The sequence below is a fragment of the Mesorhizobium sp. P2_F7 genome, assembly GCF_056403695.1.
In genome coordinates, this window is record NZ_JBFUFA010000003.1 from 112,716 (window position 1) to 132,508 (window position 19,793).

The 19,793-nt window shown below is 63.6% G+C and carries 15 protein-coding genes; 6 read left to right on the forward strand and 9 right to left on the reverse strand.

Annotation, left to right across the window (positions count from 1 at the left end; all coding sequences use genetic code 11):
• Window positions 1-138: 138 nt before the first annotated feature.
• Window positions 139-912, forward strand: coding sequence for a histidinol-phosphatase (gene hisN / locus AC1DZ8_RS10330; RefSeq protein WP_477303737.1), 774 nt, complete (start codon window positions 139-141; stop codon window positions 910-912).
• Window positions 913-925: 13 nt separating this feature from the next.
• Here the strand turns inward: hisN and AC1DZ8_RS10335 are convergent, their stop codons facing one another.
• The 4 genes from AC1DZ8_RS10335 to AC1DZ8_RS10350 form a co-directional block, all read right to left on the reverse strand.
• Window positions 926-1,756, reverse strand: a complete 831-nt coding sequence (locus AC1DZ8_RS10335) for a helix-turn-helix transcriptional regulator (protein ID WP_477303735.1) — start codon at window positions 1,754-1,756, stop codon at window positions 926-928.
• A gap of 108 nt (window positions 1,757-1,864) precedes the next feature.
• Complete coding sequence (locus AC1DZ8_RS10340) at window positions 1,865-2,101, reverse strand: DUF1127 domain-containing protein (RefSeq protein WP_477303733.1); 237 nt, start codon at window positions 2,099-2,101, stop codon at window positions 1,865-1,867.
• Window positions 2,102-2,104: 3 nt separating this feature from the next.
• Window positions 2,105-2,275 (reverse strand): hypothetical protein, encoded by a 171-nt coding sequence (locus tag AC1DZ8_RS10345; RefSeq protein ID WP_477303731.1) that lies wholly within the window; start codon window positions 2,273-2,275, stop codon window positions 2,105-2,107.
• A 175-nt stretch (window positions 2,276-2,450) separates the two neighbouring features.
• Complete coding sequence (locus AC1DZ8_RS10350; protein WP_477303729.1) at window positions 2,451-3,410, reverse strand: alpha/beta fold hydrolase; 960 nt, start codon at window positions 3,408-3,410, stop codon at window positions 2,451-2,453.
• Window positions 3,411-3,869: 459 nt separating this feature from the next.
• Between AC1DZ8_RS10350 and AC1DZ8_RS10355 the strand changes: the two genes are divergently transcribed.
• Entirely contained in the window at window positions 3,870-4,337 is a 468-nt protein-coding gene (locus AC1DZ8_RS10355) for an Hsp20 family protein (protein ID WP_477303727.1), read from the forward strand.
• 179 nt (window positions 4,338-4,516) lie between these two features.
• Complete coding sequence (locus AC1DZ8_RS10360) at window positions 4,517-5,269, forward strand: sulfite exporter TauE/SafE family protein (protein ID WP_477303725.1); 753 nt, start codon at window positions 4,517-4,519, stop codon at window positions 5,267-5,269.
• Here AC1DZ8_RS10360 and AC1DZ8_RS10365 read toward each other — a convergent pair.
• Together AC1DZ8_RS10365 and AC1DZ8_RS10370 are read right to left on the reverse strand one after the other, a co-directional pair.
• Complete coding sequence (locus AC1DZ8_RS10365; protein ID WP_477303723.1) at window positions 5,266-6,162, reverse strand: MBL fold metallo-hydrolase; 897 nt, start codon at window positions 6,160-6,162, stop codon at window positions 5,266-5,268. The genes AC1DZ8_RS10360 and AC1DZ8_RS10365 overlap by 4 nt on opposite strands.
• Window positions 6,163-6,188: 26 nt before the next feature.
• Window positions 6,189-7,238: a threonine aldolase family protein gene (locus AC1DZ8_RS10370; RefSeq protein ID WP_477303721.1), complete on the reverse strand. Its 1,050-nt coding sequence runs from the start codon at window positions 7,236-7,238 to the stop codon at window positions 6,189-6,191.
• Between the two features lie 497 nt (window positions 7,239-7,735).
• Between AC1DZ8_RS10370 and gltB the strand changes: the two genes are divergently transcribed.
• Window positions 7,736-12,487 carry a glutamate synthase large subunit gene (gene gltB / locus AC1DZ8_RS10375; RefSeq protein ID WP_477400847.1) on the forward strand — a complete coding sequence of 1,584 codons (4,752 nt, stop codon included), beginning with the start codon at window positions 7,736-7,738 and terminating at the stop codon, window positions 12,485-12,487.
• A 143-nt stretch (window positions 12,488-12,630) separates the two neighbouring features.
• Window positions 12,631-14,085 (forward strand): glutamate synthase subunit beta, encoded by a 1,455-nt coding sequence (locus AC1DZ8_RS10380; RefSeq protein WP_477303717.1) that lies wholly within the window; start codon window positions 12,631-12,633, stop codon window positions 14,083-14,085.
• Between the two features lie 15 nt (window positions 14,086-14,100).
• Here the strand turns inward: AC1DZ8_RS10380 and AC1DZ8_RS10385 are convergent, their stop codons facing one another.
• On the reverse strand, window positions 14,101-15,318 hold the full coding sequence (locus AC1DZ8_RS10385) for an SGNH/GDSL hydrolase family protein (protein WP_477303715.1): 1,218 nt from the start codon (window positions 15,316-15,318) through the stop codon (window positions 14,101-14,103).
• A 103-nt stretch (window positions 15,319-15,421) separates the two neighbouring features.
• Window positions 15,422-16,645 carry a lytic murein transglycosylase gene (locus AC1DZ8_RS10390; RefSeq protein ID WP_477303713.1) on the reverse strand — a complete coding sequence of 408 codons (1,224 nt, stop codon included), beginning with the start codon at window positions 16,643-16,645 and terminating at the stop codon, window positions 15,422-15,424.
• Between the two features lie 207 nt (window positions 16,646-16,852).
• Here AC1DZ8_RS10390 and galU point away from each other — a divergent pair, with 207 nt between their 5' ends.
• On the forward strand, window positions 16,853-17,758 hold the full coding sequence (gene galU, locus AC1DZ8_RS10395) for a UTP--glucose-1-phosphate uridylyltransferase GalU (RefSeq protein WP_192254541.1): 906 nt from the start codon (window positions 16,853-16,855) through the stop codon (window positions 17,756-17,758).
• 241 nt (window positions 17,759-17,999) lie between these two features.
• On the opposite strand, the gene AC1DZ8_RS10400 is transcribed toward galU, so the two are convergent.
• Window positions 18,000-19,781 (reverse strand): outer membrane beta-barrel protein, encoded by a 1,782-nt coding sequence (locus tag AC1DZ8_RS10400; protein WP_477303711.1) that lies wholly within the window; start codon window positions 19,779-19,781, stop codon window positions 18,000-18,002.
• Window positions 19,782-19,793 lie beyond the last annotated feature (12 nt).

The window sequence follows — 19,793 nt, forward strand, 5'->3', positions numbered from 1 at the left end:
ATGTGGAAATTGCGTTTGTGTGGCGCCGATGTGACATTTTGGCAACAATTATCTCAGTGATAAATCGATAAACCGGCTTGTTTTGGCGCAAAAGTGCCGCCAGACCGGATCAGGCACTCTGCAATGCGGGAGAATCAGGTGGACATCAGCATCGATTTCATGCGCCGGATCGCGCAAGCGGCGGCGGCTGAAACCTTGCCGCGCTTCCGCGCACAGGGCGCGGTGGCCAACAAGGAGAAGGGCAGCTTCGATCCGGTCACGGAAGCCGACCGCGAGGCGGAACGCGCCATCCGGGCGCTGATATCGGCCGAGTTTCCCGATCACGGCATCCTGGGTGAAGAGCACGGCAGCGAAAACATTTCCTCCAGGCATGTCTGGGTGATCGATCCCATCGACGGCACCCGCGCCTTCATCTCCGGCCTGCCGGTGTGGGGAACATTGGTCGGGCTGACGGTCGACGGCGACGCTGTCGCCGGCATGATGGCGCAACCCTTCACCGGCGAGCTGTTCTATGCCAACGCCTCCGGTTCCCACTATGAGGGCCCGGGCGGTCCGCGGAAGCTGTCGACCCGCAAGACGACGAAGCTCGACGAGGCGACCTTGTTCACCACCACGCCGGCGCTGTTCAAGGGCGAGGCGCGCACGCGCTTCGACAAATTCGAAAAGCAAGTCCAGCTCGTTCGCTACGGCGCCGATTGCTACGCCTTTGCCATGATCGCGTCGGGCAGCGTCGACATCGTCGCCGATCCCGGATTGAAGCCCTATGACATCGTGGCGCTGATCCCGATCATCGAAAAGGCCGGCGGCGTCGTCACCACTTTCGAAGGCGGTCCGGCGGAGAAGGGCGGCGACATACTTGCGGCGGTGACGCCGGAGCTTCACGCGGCGGCGATGGCGGCGCTGCGCGGCTGATATTCTGTCCCTGTCAACGCGGCTTGATCGAACGCTGGAACTCCGCCGGCGTTCGCCCGTAGACCTGCCTGAACGCCGCGCTGAAATGGCTGTGGCTGGAGAAGCCGAGGTCCAGCCCAAGCGTCGTCAGATTGTCGTAGCGGCCAAGCAGGTCGAGCGCGCGCGCCAGGCGCAGGCGCAGGTGATAGCGGTAGAGCGGCATCGCCTCGACCTGCTGGAACACTTGCGTCAGATAGACCGGTGACACCCCGACTTCGGCGGCAATCTCGGCCAGCGTCCAGCGCCGCGACAGGTCCGAGGACAGGACAAGCTTGGCGCGATCGACCAGCTTCTGCCGGCCGGCGCTGGCACCGGCGGCGTGCGAGGTGCGTTCACCGAGGGAGCGCCGCACCAGCGTCAACGCCAAGGTTTCGGCCTCCAGCGTTTCGGCAATGTTGCGGCTCAGGCTGTGGCGCAGCACCGCCACCAGCGCCTGAGCCCGCGGGTCGATGCGGCGGCGCTGGCGGCGAAACGCCAACGCGCTGCCCGAGCGCAACTGGTCCTTCGGCGTCAGTTCCTGCAGCTGCGCCTCCTCGATGACGAGATCGAGGCAGGAATCGCCACCCTCGACGGGGTGGCTGATCCGGTAGGGTTCCGCCTCATTGAAGAACAGCAACTGGTTGGCTTCGGCGACCGCATCGTTGCGGCCGACATGGCGCACGAAGACACCGCGGTAGGGAAACACCAGATGCGTGGCGGCGGTGCATTCTTCTTCGCTTCTGTGCCGGCATTCGCCGCTGCAGACAACGTCCCTTACCCTGACGGTGCCGGTGTCGAGGAGCGTCTGTAACGTGAATTGAGACATGGCCGTGCATTCCCTTTGCGCCGGAAGCTATCCCGGCACTTTAGGCGATCGGCCTGCCCAAACCTGTCAGGAGACTTCACCTGTCAGCGCCGTCGCAACGGCCATGGCTCAATCCCACAGATGGCGCATGTATTCGCCGTGGGCTTCACCGCGCGACAGGCCGATGTCCTTGAGCTGTTCGTCGGTCATTTCGAGCAGTGCGAGGCGACTCCGACGCCTTTCCAGTTGGCGGCCGATCCAGTTGGCCGCCGCGATGCAGTGTGTCCGCAAGGACCGCCAGAAGGTCGCGGATTGGGTTGTGGGTGCCTGTGCCAGGTGCACCACCGTTGCATGATCGGGGCGCATCGCTCAGGCCTCCCCGTTGCCGACCACTGAGGCGCCGGCCACTGAGGCGCCGGCTTCGTTCAGCGCAATCGCGCATTCCTCGCAGCAGACCTCGACGGTCTTGCCGCCGACCTTGACGCGGATCGGGTTGGCGTCCAGCCGGCAATCGCAGGCAGCGCAGGTTTTCTCGGTCATGATGTCATCTCCTTGGCGTTCAGTTCGACGTGGAGATGAGCATTCCGGGGGCAGCACCGGCTGTCAGAATCTTTAGCTCTTTGCGTGCGGCCGGCGCTGCCGGGCGGTCCTCCTGACAGAAGGCTGTCAGCAGGCGCAAGCTCAAGGCGCGCCGCAACCAGCGGCGCTGCCGACATCAGGCGGTGGGGTCGTCGTTGCCGGGAATGAAGGCGTCGAAGGCGGCGAGCAACTGCTCGCGATAGACATCGGCCTCCTGCAGGATCTCGTGCTTGGCGCCATCGATCATCAGCAGCGAGCCGACGCGCAGACGCCTGGTGTAGGCTTCCACTGCCTTGGTCGAGACGACCTGATCGGCGCCGGCGGCGATCACCAGCAGCGGCACCTGGATCCTGGCCATGAAATCCGGCTCGGTGATGACCTCACCTGCCTTGATGGCGGCCTGCAGCCAGCGGATGGTCGGGCCGCCGAGCGCCAGTTGCGGCCATGCTTCATAAATCTGCGTGTTGCGCTGATAACGCTCAGGGTCCGAAGTCACCTTGTTGAGGGCAAAGGGCAGGGTTTGCCGCGGACGCGGGCCCCAGGCGGCATAGAGCCGGCCGAGGCCGAGAAAGCATAATACAGAGCAGACGCGGCGCACCGTTTTTGCAGACAGCGGAAAATCGGGCACCGTCAGAAAAGGCGCAATCAGGACCATGCGGCGCACCCGGTTGACCATCGACGGCGCGGCCAGCAGCGCAATCACGGCTCCGGCCGAATGGGCGAGGATGTAGTACGGGCCGCGGCAGTCGGGCAGCACGATATCCTCGAAGAACTGCTCGAGGTCGCCGGTGTAGTCGTAGAAGGAGCGGACATAGCCGCGTTGCCGGTCACGGAGCAGCCGGTCCGAACCGCCCTGGCCGCGCCAGTCGAGCGTGGCGACGCCGAGGCCGCGATCTGTCAGGTTGCGGATGGTCTCGAAATATTTCTCGATGCACTCATTGCGGCCGGGCAGCAGGACGACCGTGCCCTTCAGCGGCCGGGTGACCGCGGCAAACAGGCCGTAGCGGATCTTTTTACCGTCGCGCGTGGTGAAGAACCCGCCGGCGACATTTTGCGGCGGCGGGTTGCCTGGCGTGGGGTGGAAGAGGTCCGTCATTCGGTGCTTGCGTTTGGTGGTGTTTCGCCCGGCAGGGCGTCGGCATGGTGATAGACGCCAATGGATGAAAAGCAAAGGGAGGGGCGCCAAGGGGGCGGACGAAGAACGAGTAAGGCCGGAAGCAGCCTGCGGCGTGCTTCCGGCCTCTGTCGATCCGGGAGGAAGGGACGTTACACCCGGTTCGGCTTCGTCGCGGCACCTTCATCCGGCGCCGCCTGGTTCTTGATCCTGACTGCACTCTAACGCCGGCCGGCTGAACGGGCGCCGAAGCGGCGGTTCATCTGCCGTTCATCGACGCCTCAATTCACAGCTGTTCAAAAATCCTTGAAATGCGCTTTTGCGCTCCCCAAATGTCTGATGCAGCCGCCGATGTCGGGGCTGCTGGTCCACCCGAAACGCCTTTTTCAGGGTTTCGCACCGACCACACGCAAACCATGTTGCTCAACAGGAGAACACCTCATGCGTCACGTTGATTTTTCCCCGCTCTATCGCTCGACCGTCGGTTTCGACCGCCTGTTTGCCATGCTCGACTCGCTGGCCCAGCCTGAGAGCGCGCAGACCTATCCGCCCTACAACATCGAGCGCACCGGCGAGAACGCCTATCGCATCTCGATGGCGGTTGCCGGCTTCTCGGACGAAGAGATCTCGATCGAAGCCCACCGCAACGTGCTGACCGTCAAGGGTGAGCGCAAGGAAGAGGGTAATGGCGAAGGCTCCGAGCTGCTCTATCGCGGCATTGCCTCGCGCTCCTTCGAGCGTCGCTTCCAGCTCGCCGACCATGTCGAGGTCGTCGGCGCCACGCTGAAGAATGGCCTGCTCTTCGTCGATCTCACGCGCAACATCCCGGAGGAGCTGAAGCCGCGCAAGATCGCGATTACCGCGAGCTCCGAGAAGGCCAAGCAGATCGAGGCCAAGAACGCCGCGTAATCAAGACGGCGGCGTGATATCGCCCAAGGGACGTGGTAACGCCCAGAGATAGAAGCGTCTCCTCCCGAGACGAAAGCGGCGCCGCAAGGCGCCGCTTTTTTGTTGCGCCGACGCCTCTGTCACCCAGAACCATGGGCTCTGGCTCTTTTGGTAGGGGCGCCGCCTTCCCATGAAGGGCGATGTCTGATTTCTCGCTGGCGTTGGCAGCCACCATTGCCGTCACCTTCCTGCTTGCCGGCCTCGTCAAGGGTGTTACCGGCATGGGCCTTCCGACACTGGCGATGGGGCTGCTCGGCACCATCATGCCGCCGGTCGCGGCGGCTTCGCTGCTGATCGTGCCGTCCTTCGTCACCAATATCTGGCAGCTGTTCGCCGGACCGAGCTTTGCCTCGATCCTCAAGCAGCTGTGGCTGATGATGGTCGGCATCGTCGCCGGCACGCTGGCCGGCTCATGGCTCTTGGCCAGCGACAACGTCAAATGGACGACCGCCGGCCTTGGTGCTGCGCTGATCATCTATGCCGTCTACACGCTGCTGGCGCGGCAATTGACGGTTCCCGCGTCAGCCGAGCGCTGGTCGTCACCTGTCGTCGGTTTTCTCACCGGCCTCGTCACCGGCGGCACCGGTGTGTTCGTCGTCCCTGCCGTGCCTTACATCCAGGCACTGGGGTTGAGCCGCGACGACCTGATCCAGGCGCTCGGCCTGTCCTTCACGGTGTCGACCATCGCGCTTGCCGCCGGCCTTGCTTCGCATGGCGCGTTCCAGGTCGAGCACATCGCCATGTCGTCGCTGGCGGTCCTGCCAGCGCTGCTCGGCATGTGGCTGGGACAATTGCTGCGGCAGCGGATCAGCCCGGCGACCTTCCGACGCTGGTTCCTGATCTTCCTGATCCTGCTTGGGCTGGAGCTTCTGCTGCGGCCATTCCTCGCCTAGCGGCTGGCGCCGGTCGCGAGAACGGCCTCGACGTTCTGCCGGTGAACGGGCTCGTATAGCGCGAAGTACTCGACCGCACCGGTGGCGAACATGTCGGCGCCAAAGGTTTTCAGATCCTGCTTCGCCAGATCGGGCTCATGCCGGCAACGGAGCAGTTTCTGGACATAGGCTTGCGTGGCGGCGATGAGGCCTTTGTCATAGCCGCCTCGTTCGATCGCTTCGAGCGAACCGTGATTGGGCAGGATGCGGTCTATCGGCCAGCCGGCCATGCGTTCGAGATCGACCAGATGTTCAGCCAGCCGATCTGCCTCGCTGACATAGCTGATCGGATCCTCGAGCGTGTCGCCCGCCAGGAGCAGGCCGTTCCCAGGCATGAACAGCACCGTGCCGTCATGGCTGTGGATTTCGACCTGGCGCAGCTCGACGGCAATCGATCCGACGGTGAGGTCAAGACTGCCTGCGAAGGTCCTGTTCGGCAGCACGAGCGGCTTGATCGGCGGAACACCGCCTTCGATCTCGGCCCGGTTGTTCGCCAGCGCCGCGGCGGTGAGCGTGTTGGCGATGATCTCGCAGTCCTGAAACACTTCATTGCCGGCAATATGATCGTCATGCCAGTGGCTGAGCACGACCCGGATCGAGCTTACCCCCATGGCTTCTAACGTCTGCCGGACAAAGCGCGCATGGGGCAGCGAAATATGCGTGTCGTAGACAAGCGCCTGCGGCCCATCGACAACGGCATAGGTGCAGATGCCGAGGGCATAGGCGCCGTCGTCCAGCCAGTTCGGCTCGTCCGACCAGGCGCGAACGCCGTCGATGCGGCCATCGTAGAAGCCCAGCACGTTTGGCGCCGGGCGAAGCAGCTGCATGGTCGAGCCGAGGGGTGGCTTGGTCATCTCTTTACGCTCGATCCCTTGGGCGCTCAGGCGATCAACTGGCCGAAGCGGTCGACTTCATCCGACGTCGTGGCAAAGCTGGTGACGAAGCGATAGAGCAACTCGTCTTCGCCGACATGGCCATCGAAGCTGTGCGGCTTGTGCCAGTCGTAGAAGGCGGCGCCCGCCGACTGCAACTTTTCAGCTTGATCCTTCCGCATCACCGCAAACACCTCATTGGCCTGCGGCAGCCAGGCGAGCTTCGCCGTTGCCGAATCCTCGATTGCCGCGGCCAGGCGCGCGGCCATGGCGTTGGCGTGGCGGGCCGTGTCCAACCACAGCCCATCTCTAAAATAGGCGTCGAACTGGGCTGATATGAAGCGCGACTTGGAAAACAGCTGCGCGGCCCGCTTGCGCAGGAAAGACAGCTCCTTGGCGCGGTCGAGATCGAACAGCACAATGGCTTCGGCGCACCAGCAGCCATTCTTGGTGCCGCCGAAGGAGACGATATCGACGCCGCGCTTCCAGGTCATTTCAGCAGGCGTCGTCTCAAGCGCGACCAACGCGTTGGCAAAACGCGCGCCGTCCATATGCAGCGGCAGGGAATAGCGCTGGGCGATATCCGAAATCGCGGAGATATCATTGAGCCCATAGATCGTGCCGACCTCGGTCGACTGGGTGATCGAGACGGCTGTCGGCCGTCCCCAGTGGACGATCTCGGGCGCGAAACGGGCGATGGTGCGCTCAAGATTGTGCGGATCGATCTTACCCAGTGCACCGTCGATCGCATGCAGGCGCGAGCCGCCGCCGAGATATTCCGGCGCGCCGCATTCGTCCTCGATGATGTGCGATTCGCGGTGGGCAAAGGAAATGCTGCCGGGTTTGTTGTAGGCGGCCAGCGCCAGCGAGTTGGCGGCTGTGCCGGTGGCAACGAAGAACACCGCGACTTCGCGCTCGAAAATCTCGCTGAAACGCTGGTAGACGGCGCGATCGAGATCGCCATCGCCATAGGCGGTCGAAAAGCCGCCGGCATTGGCTGACAGGCCGGCGGCAATGCCGGGATGGACGCCCGCCCAGTTGTCGGATGCAAAGAACATTCAAAAAGTCCATGGCTGATTGCGAAAAAGAGCGCGACCATGGCCGCTTCGGGGTTTGACGCGCAAGGGCCAAGGGCTGGAAAAGCGGTAAAGCCAGAGGCTGATCACGAAGGCGTGCGGGGACCGAAGTTTTCGTTTCGACTGCGCGTCGCGCAATTTTCTGTCGCGAAATGCCCAAGATTTTTGTGAATCGGTCTTGTGTGTGCTCAGGATTTCTGCCATAAAAATTTAGGACAGCAGTGCTGTCTTATTTTGTCGCACAAGTCAGGCTGGATTGGCGTATCATTTGGGCCACTCCGGCCGTTGCCGCGAGCGACGGGTAGACGGCTCGGCTGTGGCCTGTACGATACCGGATACGAACCGGCGGCGCACCGCTCGGTTCGCCAAGGATTTCGCAAGACGTGCCGCAAGAATGAGAGCGGAAGCCAGTCGCTTCCCAAGGTAGACCAGCGCCCCAAACGCTAGACGTGCAAGGGGCCGGAACGGAGGACAGGACGATGACGGAACTGACGCCATCTGCGATTATCGGCCAGGCCGCGCAGACGAAAGCGGCAGCCGTTAAAAATACCGTTCTGACCAATACCGGGCGAACCACCAATGGCCTAGCCACCAACGGTATGGCCGCGCAGGGTCTCTATGATCCGCGCAACGAGCATGACGCCTGCGGCGTCGGCTTCATCGTCAACATGAAGAACGTCAAGTCGCACCAGATCGTCAAGGACGGGCTGTTCGTGCTCGAAAACCTGACGCATCGCGGCGCCGTCGGCGCCGATCCGCTGATGGGCGACGGCGCCGGCGTTCTGGTGCAGATTCCGGACCGTTTCTTCCGCGAGGAGATGGCGGCGCAGGGCGTCGAACTGCCGCCGACGGGCCAATACGGCGTCGGCCACTGGTTCATGCCGCAGGACGCGGCACTGCGTGCCCATATCGAAGACGTCATCGCCGAATCGGCGCAGTCGGAAGGGCTGCCGCTGCTCGGGTTCCGCGACGTGCCGGTCGACAATTCATCGCTGTCGAAGGCGCCCGATATCGCGGCCTCCGAACCGTTCCATCGCCAGGTCTTCATCGGTCGCACCGCTGATATTTCCGACGACGAGGAGTATGAGGCCAGGCTGTACCTGCTGCGCAAGGTCATTTCCGGTCGCATCTATGCAGAGAACAACAACAGGGATATCGGCGCGTACTGCGTGTCGCTGTCGGCGCGCACCATCGTCTACAAGGGCATGTTCCTGGCCTACCAGGTCGGCGCCTACTACAAGGATTTGTCGGATCCGCGTTTCGAGACCGCGCTGATCCTCGTCCACCAGCGTTTTTCCACCAACACTTTCCCGTCGTGGAAGCTGGCGCATCCCTACCGCATGGTCGCCCATAATGGCGAGATCAACACGGTGCGCGGCAACAACAACTGGATGGCGGCGCGCCAGGCCTCGGTCGATTCCGAACTGTTCGGCAACAACATCTCGAAGCTGTGGCCGATCTCCTATGACGGCCAGTCCGACACGGCGTGCTTCGACAATGCGCTCGAATTCCTGTTCCAGGGCGGTTACAGCCTCAGCCACGCCATGATGATGCTGATCCCGGAAGCCTGGGCCGGCAACAAGCTGATGGATGCCGACCGCAAGGCCTTCTATGAATACCATGCAGCCCTGATGGAGCCGTGGGACGGGCCGGCCGCGGTCGCCTTCACCGACGGCCGCCAGATCGGCGCCACGCTCGACCGCAACGGCCTGCGCCCGGCGCGCTACATCGTCACCGACGACGACCGCGTCATCATGGCGTCCGAAGCCGGCGTGCTGCCGGTGCCGGAGGAGAAGATCGTCAAGAAGTGGCGGCTGCAGCCCGGCCGCATGCTTCTGATCGACCTCGCCAAGGGTCGCATCATCTCCGATGAGGAGATCAAGTCGGAGATCGCGACCAGGCATCCCTACAAGACCTGGCTCAACAACACGCAGCTGATCCTCGAGGATCTGAAGCCGGTCGAGCCGCGCGAACTGCGCAAGGATGTCAGCCTGCTCGATCGCCAGCAGGCGTTCGGCTACAGCCAGGAAGACACCAAGCTGTTGATGTCGCCGATGGCGACCACCGGCCAGGAGGCCGTGGGTTCGATGGGTACCGACACGCCGATCTCGGCGATGTCGGACAAGTCGAAGCTGCTCTACACCTATTTCAAGCAGAACTTCGCCCAGGTCACCAACCCGCCGATCGACCCGATCCGCGAGGAGCTGGTGATGAGCCTGGTGTCGTTCATCGGGCCGCGGCCGAACATCTTCGACCTGGTCGGCAATTCGCGCCGCAAGCGGCTCGAAGTGCGCCAGCCGATCCTGACCAATGGCGATCTGGAAAAGATCCGCTCGATTGGTCACACCGAAGACCGTTTCGACACCAAGACGATCGACATCACCTACGGGTCGAGCGAGGGCGCCGCCGGCATGCAGGGCGCCGTCGAGCGTCTGTGCGAGCGGGCGGAAGCAGCTGTCGCCGGCGGCTACAACATCATCATCCTGTCCGACCGCCAGGTCGGGCCGGACCGGATCGCCATCCCGGCGCTGCTGGCGACGGCGGCGGTGCACCACCATCTGATCCGCAAGGGCCTGCGCACCGCGGTCGGCCTGGTCGTGGAATCCGGCGAGCCGCGCGAAGTGCATCATTTCTGCTGCCTCGCCGGCTACGGCGCTGAGGCGATCAACCCGTACCTCGCCTTCGACACGTTGCTCGACATGCACAAGCGCGGCGAACTGCCGGCCGAGGTCGACGCCTACGAAGTCGTCTCGCGCTATATCAAGTCGATCGGCAAGGGCATCCTCAAGGTGATGTCCAAGATGGGCATCTCGACCTACCAGTCCTATTGCGGCGCGCAGATCTTCGACGCCATCGGGCTGAAGACGGATTTCGTCGAGAAGTACTTTACCGGCACCGCGACGCTGATCGAAGGTGTGGGTCTGGACGAGGTCGCGGCCGAGACGCTCAGCCGCCACACCGACGGTTTCGGCAACGATCCGGTGCTGCGCAACAGCCTCGAGGTCGGCGGCGAGTACATGTACCGCATGCGCGGCGAAGCCCATATGTGGTCGCCCGACGCGGTCGCCACCTTGCAGCACGCCGTGCGCCAGGGGTCGTGGGAGACGTTCAAGGAATACTCGGCGCAGATCGACGGCGAGACGGCCCGCGCCCAGACCATTCGCGGCCTGTTCAGGATCAAGTTCGCCGAAGAGACCGGCCGCAAGAAGGTCGCGATAGAGGACGTGATGTCGGCCGCCGACATCGTCAAGCGCTTCTCGACCGGGGCGATGTCGTTCGGCTCGATCTCGCGCGAAGCGCACACCACGCTGGCGCGCGCCATGAACCAGATCGGCGGCAAGTCGAACACCGGCGAGGGCGGCGAAGAAGCCGACCGTTATCTGCCGCTGCCCGGCGGCGGGAAGAACCCCGAACGCTCGGCGATCAAGCAGGTCGCCTCGGGCCGGTTCGGCGTCACCGCCGAATATCTCGTCAATTCCGATGTCATGCAGATCAAGGTCGCGCAGGGCGCCAAGCCCGGCGAGGGTGGTCAGTTGCCCGGCCACAAGGTCGACGCGACCATCGCCAAGGTCCGGCATTCGACGCCCGGCGTCGGCCTGATCTCGCCGCCGCCGCATCACGACATCTATTCGATCGAGGATCTGGCGCAGCTGATCTACGATCTGAAGAACGTCAATCCGGCGGCCGACGTGTCGGTCAAGCTGGTGTCGGAAGTCGGTGTCGGCACTGTTGCGGCCGGCGTCGCCAAGGCGCGCGCCGACCACATCACCATCTCGGGCTATGATGGCGGCACCGGCGCGTCGCCGCTGACCTCGCTCAAGCATGCCGGCAGCCCGTGGGAAATGGGCCTTGCCGAGACGCACCAGACGCTGGTGCTCAACGGCCTGCGTTCGCGCGTTGCGCTGCAGGTCGATGGCGGCCTGCGCACCGGGCGTGACGTCATCATCGGCGCGCTGCTCGGCGCCGACGAGTTCGGCTTCTCGACCGCGCCGCTGATCGCGGCCGGCTGCATCATGATGCGCAAGTGCCATCTCAACACCTGCCCGGTCGGCGTCGCGACGCAGGACCCGGTGCTGCGCAAGCGCTTCAAGGGCACGCCCGAGCATGTCATCAACTTCTTCTTCTACGTTGCGGAAGAGGTGAGGGGGCTGCTGGCCGAAATGGGCTACACCCATATCGACCAGATCGTCGGCGACAGCGACCTTCTGGAAAAGCGCGAGATGATCCAGCACTGGAAGGCGCGCGGGCTCGATTTCGGCAAGATGTTCTTCAAGCCGGACGCGCCGCATGAAGCCATCCACTGGACCGAGCGGCAGAAGCACCCGATCGACGATGTGCTCGACCGCAAGCTGATCGAACTGGCAAAGCCGGCGCTCGAGGCCAAGCAGCCGGTCAAGATCGAGGTCGACATCCGCAATGTCGACCGTTCGACCGGCGCCATGCTGTCGGGCGAAGTCGCCAAGCGCTTCAGGCACAAGGGCCTGCGCGAGGACACGATCCAGGTGAAGCTGACCGGCACCGCCGGCCAGTCCTTCGGCGCCTTCCTGGCGCGCGGCATCTCGTTCGATCTCGTCGGCGCCGCCAACGACTATGTCGGCAAGGGTCTGTCGGGTGGCCGCATCGTCATCCGGCCGCCGGAAGAGTCCAAGATCGTCGCGGCGGAATCGATCATCGTCGGCAATACGGTGCTCTATGGCGCCACCGAGGGTGAGGCCTATTTCGCCGGTGTCGCCGGCGAACGCTTCGCCGTTCGCAATTCGGGTGTGGCCGCCGTCGTCGAAGGCGTCGGCGATCATGGCTGCGAGTACATGACCGGCGGCATCGTCGTCGTCATCGGCCAGACCGGCCGCAACTTCGCCGCCGGCATGTCGGGCGGCGTCGCCTATGTGCTGGACGAAGCCGGCGATTTCGCCGCGCGCTGCAACATGGCGATGGTCGAGCTGGAGCCGGTTCCGGAAGAGGACGATCTGATGGAAAGGCTGCTGCATCATGGCGGCGACCTCGACCACAAGGGTCGCGTCGACGTCTCCGGCGACATGACCAGCCATGACGAGGAGCGGCTCTACCAGCTGATCTCGAACCACGTCCATTTCACCGGTTCGGTGCGCGGCCGCGAGATCCTCGACGACTGGACGACCTTCCGGCCGAAATTCCGCAAGATCATGCCCGTCGAGTATCGCCGCGCGCTGATCGAGATGGAACGCATGCGCATGGGCGTGGCGGCGGAATAAGCTTTTGAACTTGCCGGGAGGTCCAGGCTTCCCGGCGGAACTTTCAGCGACAGTTTGACCTCGGATGCAAGGTTGCCATGGCTGCCTCAAGGGGTTAACGGGTGCGGCGAACCCCGCACCATCTGGACAGCAGGAACTGGACTATGGGCAAGGTAACAGGCTTTCTCGAAATCGACCGGCAGGTGCACAAGTACCAGCCGGCCTCCGACCGCATCCGGCATTTCCGCGAGTTCACGCTGCCGATGTCGGACAAAGAGGTCGAGAAACAGGCCGCACGATGCATGGATTGCGGCATTCCGTTCTGCCATGGGCCGACCGGTTGCCCGATCCATAACCAGATCCCCGACTGGAACGACCTCGTCTATAATGGCGATTGGGACAATGCGATCCGCAACCTGCATTCGACCAACAACTTCCCCGAATTCACCGGTCGCATCTGCCCCGCGCCTTGCGAGGAAGCCTGCACGCTGAACCTCGAGGACATTCCGGTCGCCATCAAGACGGTCGAGCAGGCAATCGCCGACAAGGCCTACGAGACCGGCCATATCCGGCCCTATCCGCCGGAGAAGAAGACCGGCAAGCGGGTCGCCGTCATCGGCTCCGGCCCGGCCGGCATGGCGGCCGCGCAGCAGCTTGGCCGCGCCGGGCACGAGGTCAGTGTCTATGAGCGTGAGAGCCGGCCGGGCGGGCTGATGCGCTACGGCATTCCCGACTTCAAGATCGAGAAGCACTATATCGACCGCCGCATCGAGCAGATGCAGGGCGAGGGCGTGACCTTCCGTTGCGGCGTCAATGTCGGTGTCGACAAGCCCGTGGCAGAGTTGTTCGCCGAATACGATGCGGTGCTCTATTGCGGCGGTTCGGAATCGCCGCGCCCGGCCAACATTCCGGGCGACGATCTCGGCGGCGTCTATGATGCCATGCCCTATCTGGTGCAGCAGAATCGCCGCGTCGGAGGCGAGCCGATCCAGTCAGTGGCGTGGCCGTCGCATCCGATCATCGCCGGCGGCCAGCATGTCGTCGTCGTCGGCGGCGGCGATACCGCTTCCGACTGCGTCGGTACGGCCTTCCGCCAGGGCGCGGTGCGCGTCACCCAGCTCGACATCCGCCCGCAGCCGCCGGAGAAGGAAGACAAGCTCTCGGTCTGGCCCTATTGGGCAACCAAGATGCGGACGTCATCCTCGCAAGCCGAGGGTGCCGAGCGCGAATTCCAGGTGGCGACGCTCGAATTCATCGGCGAAGACGGCCAGTTGACCGGGGTCAAGTGCTGCGAAGTCGACGAGAAGCGCAAGCCGATCGCCGGCACCGAATTCGTCATCCGCGCCGATCTCGCCTTCATCGCCATCGGCTTTGCCGGACCGGCTGGCGTGGGCGTGGCGAAGGAGCTGGAAGGCGAGATGAAAATCGTCACCGACAACCGCCGTTCCAGGAATGTCGAAGCCAACGATCGCGACTACAAGACCAGCGTCGACAAGCTTTACGCTGCCGGCGACGTGCGCCGCGGCCAGTCGCTGGTGGTGTGGGCGATCCGCGAAGGCCGCCAGGCGGCACGCTCGATCGACGAAGCGCTGATGGGGACGACCGTCCTGCCGCGCTGAAAGCAGTCTCAGGACTTAACGATTGATCGCCGTCGTCGTATCCGTCGCGGCAGCGGCCGTGGCGGGTGCCTTGGGCGGCCAGGAGAAATCGTCGGCGCGGCCGGGTGACGCCTCGGGCGCCTTGCCTTCGAGGATGAGCTTTTCGCCCGGCAGATCCGGATTGGCCTTTGGCGCCGCCGAGGCGCCGAGAAGTTCGATACCGCCGTCGAGCGCTGGATCGTTGAGCAGCATCGGAACGGTGCGGTCGACCACAATCGGGGCGGCGGGCAGCGACGGCTCCTCGACCGGGGCGCCCGCCGGTGCGGCAGCCGTCACCACGCTTCCAGGCGCTGCCAGGCCAAGGATCTTGGCCAGCGGCTTTTCGGTGTAGAAGGCGAGCTTGCGCTTGCCGGCCTTCGAGACGTTGATGCCGTCGTCGGAGCGTAACCGCACGGGCTGTCCGTTAATATCGGGGCCGGTGGTGACGAAGGCGCCATTCTCGTCGACGAACCCGTCCCAGACATCGACGAATTCGCCGCCATTCTTCTCGGCGGCCGAGTGGTAGATGTCGTTGAAGGCCAGCATGTCGGAGGTCATCTTCGGCGCCTTGAAGGCCGGCATGCCGACCCACAGATACGGCACTTTGGTCGACGCCAGCGCCTCGCCCAACGCCTCGGTCCGGCGTTCGTATTCCTTGGTCCAGTTCTCGGAACGCGGCTGCTCGCGCACGTCGTTGACGCGCATCTGCTGGCGGTCGTTGGAGCCGAGCATGACGACCACCGCTGCCGGCTTCTCGGCCTCGATCAGCGATTTGACCTGTTCGGGCCAGTTGTAGACGTCATCGCGCACGAAGCCTGACGAGCCGTTGGCGCGCTGGACGATCCTGATGGCCGGGTTGGCGGCAAAGGCGGTGTCGAGGCCCTCGGCAAGGCCACTGGCCATGAAATCGCCGATCACCAGGATGACGCGGGAATCCGGCGCCTTCTCGACGACAGGAACGGCAGGTTCAACGGGCGCACGGGGCTTTTTCTTGACCTTCGGTTTTGCCTTGCGGACGTCGAGCGGCGGCTCGATGCGCTCGCTGCGGCGCGGAAACAGAAGGTCGCGCAGCGACCAGCCACGGTTCTGCGGCTGTTCCTGCGCCAAGGCGGGTGTGTGGAAAGAGCCGGCTATTCCCGTCGCTAGGACAACGATGGCCAGAACGAGGATCGGCAAGCGGAAAACGATCACACGGATACGCGCTGCCGAAACCAAGCACCCTCTCCATCCCTTGGCACATGGCCCCGTGGGGGATCATGCACAGATCGATGCTACAGCGTCCCTTGCGCGTCGCAAATGCGCTGCACCGCCGATGGCCCTATTTCTTTCTGAGCCATTTGAGCACTTCCATGCTCGGATACCCGTCCTGGGTCAAGCCGACCGTTGCCTGATAGGTCATGATGGCGGTTTTCGTGCCATCGCCAATTTTGCCGTCGAACTTGCCGTCGTAAAGCCCGTGCTGCGAAAGCCGCTTCTGCAACTCCTGCCTTTCCTCGAAGGACAGTTTGGTGAAAGGCCGCTTCCAGTCCTGCACCAGACCACTAGAGCCGGCGATTTCGTCGGCAAGAAGGCCGACGGCAAGGGCATACTTGTCGGCGTTGTTGTAGGCCTTGATGACGGAGAAGTTCTTGATCATCAGGAAGGCCGGTCCGCCGCGGCCGTCCGGCACTTTCAGCGTTGCCTTGTCGGTTGCGTTCTTGAACGGCTTGCCGTTGGCCCTGGCGACGCCGAGCGCCTGCCATTGTGCCAGCGTCTTCGAGCCGGCGGGCAGCTTGCCGGCCGGAATGGTGACTTCGTAGCCCCAGGTCTTGCCGCCTTGCCAGCCATTCTTCTTCAAGAGATTGGCTGATGTCGCCAGCGCATCGGGGATCGAATTCCAGATGTCGCGCTTGCCGTTGCCGTCCATGTCGACGGCATAGTGCTGGTAGCTGGTCGGAATGAACTGGGTCTGGCCCATGGCGCCGGCCCAGGAGCCCATGAGGTGGCTTTCGTCGATGTCGCCGGTCTGCAGGATCTTCAGCGCCGCGACCAGCTGGGTGCGGGCGAATTTCGACCGCTTCGGGTCGCCATAGGCGAGCGTCGCCAGCGAGCGGATGACATTGCGCATGATGTCGTCGCGCTTGAGGATCTCGCCATAGTTCGATTCCATCGACCAGATGGCGAGCAGGATGTAGCGGTCGACGCCGAACCTCGCTTCGATCCGGTCCAGCCAGGGCTTCCATTTCTTGGCCATCTGCTGGCCTACGGCAACCGACTGGTCGTGGACGCGGTTGTCGAAATAATCCCAGGCGGGTGCGGTGAACTCAGGCTGCGTGCGTGCCTTTTCCAGCACCACCGGGTCGGGTTCGTTGATGCCGCGGAAAGCTTGGTCGTAGACCGCGCCGGAAACACCGCCCGCCACCGCGGTGGCGCGGAAACCGGCGACCCATTGCCGGAAACCGGCATCGGCAAAGGCCGGCCCGGCAGGCATCAGCAAAGCGAGCGAGAGGCTGGCTGCCGTCATGACGCTGGTAAAACGTTTTGCGGCATTGCGAACGGACATCTTTTCCCCCTTCTTTATCTCAGGAAAGACCATTCATCGCCGAACCGGGTTAGGAATTAGTTTACCATAGGTGGCGCCTGGAACGAAAAGACACGTCGATGCTTTAGGCACTGGAAGTTCTCACCAGTAGCTCGTAATCCTCGATTTCGGCGTGAAAATGTCTCGAAACGGGATTGCGGAGCAGGCAATCAAACGGATAATTGACGCATGAAGCGAGTTCGCAAGGCAGTTTTCCCGGTCGCCGGTCTCGGCACGCGGTTCCTCCCGGCCACCAAGGCCATCCCCAAGGAAATGCTGACCGTCGTCGACCGGCCGGTCATCCAGTATGTCGTCGATGAGGCGCGCGAGGCCGGCATCGAGCATTTCATCTTCGTCACCGGCCGCAACAAGGCGGTCATCGAAGATCATTTCGATATCCAGTTCGAGCTCTATGACACGCTCGCCCAGCGCGGCAAGGACGAGCAGCTGGCCCGCCTGCAGCGCCTGCAGCCGGCGCCGGGGCAGACCTCGTTTACCCGCCAACAGGTGCCTATGGGCCTCGGCCATGCCGTCTGGTGTGCGCGCGAGCTGGTCGGCGACGAGCCCTTCGCGCTGCTCTTGCCCGATATGATCATGCAGTCGGAAAAGAGCTGCATGAAGGCCATGGTCGAGCTCTACGAGGAGACCGGCAACAACATCATCGCCGTGCAGGAATGCGATCCGGCCGAAACCCATAAATATGGCATTGTCGGCCGCGGCGAGGACACGCACCACGGCTTCCGCATCACCGAGATGGTCGAGAAGCCGAAGACCGGCACCGCGCCGTCCAATCTCTACATCAACGGCCGTTACATCCTGCAGCCGGAGATCTTCACGATCCTCGAAAGCCAGGAAAAGGGCGCCGGCAACGAGATCCAACTTACCGACGCGATGCTGAAGCTGGAAAAGCAGCAGCCCTTCTTTGGCTACCACTATCAGGGCCGCACCTTCGATTGCGGTTCGCCGGAAGGTTTTGTCGAGGCCAATGTCGCCTTCGCGCTCTGGCGCAGCGACATGAACGAAAACATGGCCGGCGTCATCCGCACGCTGCTCGACGAGATGAAGCCGTCGGAGCGTCGGGGCGCGGCGTTTTAGTTCGCAATTCGTTGGTGAGCAGAGATCCAACGGCTTAAGTCGAGTTCCCGCCCACCCCCCCTCTGTCCTGCCGGACATCTCCCCCTCAAGGGGAGAGATCAGATTTCGCGAATGCTTTCGCCAATTTTCAATGTTGAAGGAAGGCGCCGCCGCCGACACTGCTAATCTCCCCCCTTGAGGGGGAGATGTCCGGCAGGACAGAGGGGGGTGCTGTCTCGCCGACGTTGCTTATAGATCGCCGCTACCGCTGCAGCTTCAGCCCCAAATAAATGCTGTTGGCGGTGTAGTTGCGGCCGGGCAGATTGCTGGTCAGCTTTTCGGTGCGGGCGCGGCTGGTGAGGCCGACATAGCGGTTCAGCCACCATGTCAGCCCGGCCTCGGCGCTCAATGTCATGTCATGGCCGTCGGAGCCGGTGTAATTGCGCCAGTCGAGGCCAAGTGCCGCGTTGCCGGTCAAGTCGGCGCGGATCTGCCGTTCGCCGGTGAGGCGGCCGGAATAGAGGATGTCGCCGCTCTCATTGGCGGCCGTCGTGCCTTCGATGGTGGTCTGCCCGGTGAGGCCGATGATGGTGCCGCGCTCGGGCGACCATTTGAGGTCGGCGTTCACGGATGGGCCGGCATTTGCCTCCAGGCTGTTGTCGTCGATTGCTTCGCGAAGCCAGCCGGCCGAGAACTCGCCGGTCAGTTTCTCGCCCATGTCGACTTCGACGCCGGCGCGTGCGCCGAGCCGGGTGGATGACCGCTCGAAGCCGCCCGAGTCGTGACGCAAATCATAGGCGCGGCGGCCGACTTCGACTTCGGCGAAAGGCGTGATGGCCGGTGAGATCTCGTAGCCGGTGCGCAGGGTCGCCGTGTAGAGGGTGTTGTCGCGATCCTTCTGCGACAACACTGTGCCGTCCGTCAGCTTGGCGTCGCCATAGATGTCGTGGGAGACCGCGCCGGTCAGCGCGAAGCGCAGCTTGCCGACATCCTTCTTGATGGCGAGGCTGCCGTCGATGGTCTGGCGGTTTGGCTGCGATGTAACGCCGGCAATGGCGTCGGGCGAGGAGGCCGATTCCGGTGCAATCTCGTAGCCGAGCTTGGCGATGGCGCGCAGCTCATTGTCGAGATCGACATTGTACGTGCCTTCGATACGACCGCGCCCCTCGTTGATCTTCTGGCCCGAAATGCTGTTGCGGAAGGTGCCGTAGCCGTCGATGACAGCCGAATTTTCGCGCCAGTCGGAGGCGGCAGAGAAACGCAGCGCCGTTTCGGACAGCGCCGCCGATTTGCCGCCGCTGCTGGAATCGGCGTTCGACGTGACGGTAACGCCTTGCTCGAGCGTCGGCCGCAGCAGGAAGGAGCCGACCTTGATGCCGGTTGCCGCGTACGGGTCGTCCTCGGGCTTCTTCTTCTGGCCTTCGATGGCGTCGGTGCGCTCGGCGCCAGGATCGAGCTTCTGCCGGTCGACGCTGTCGACGGTCAGGGCACGGCGGTTGGCCGTATCCTGGTCTGTACCGTCTGTCGTCGTGTCGGTTGGCGTTGTTCCGGTCGTGGTCTGGTCCGTGGCTTGGCCAGGCTTCTTCTTGTCGGCAGCCTTGGTTTTGTCCTTGGTCTTGTCCGCAGCGGCGGCGCGTTGCTTTGCGGTCGATGGCCGGCGTGGCTGGACGGTTGGCGGCTGGTCGGCGAACGAGTCGTCGGTCGCTGCCGGCTGGTCGAAAATGCTGTTTGCGCCGGCTTGTGACGGGTTGGTGTCGTCAGGCAGGGCGCCATCGCTGGCCGGCGCATAGGCGGTTGGCGTGTTTTCCGTGGGGGCGGTGTCGGCAGGCGCCGGTTTGACCTGCGTGTTGGCCTTGCTCAATTGCCTGGCCCGGCGCTGCTGGTCGGACAGAATCGCCGATTCCGAGACTTCACCGCGCAGCTCGGTTTCCTGGGCATGAAGCGCAGTTGGCCGCAGCAGAGCGAGCATGCTCGTCGCCAAGAGCAGAGCGCAAAAGGCTCCGCCCGTTCGACCTTTTTTCTTTTCAGGAAGGGACCGCGACATCGTCACCACTGC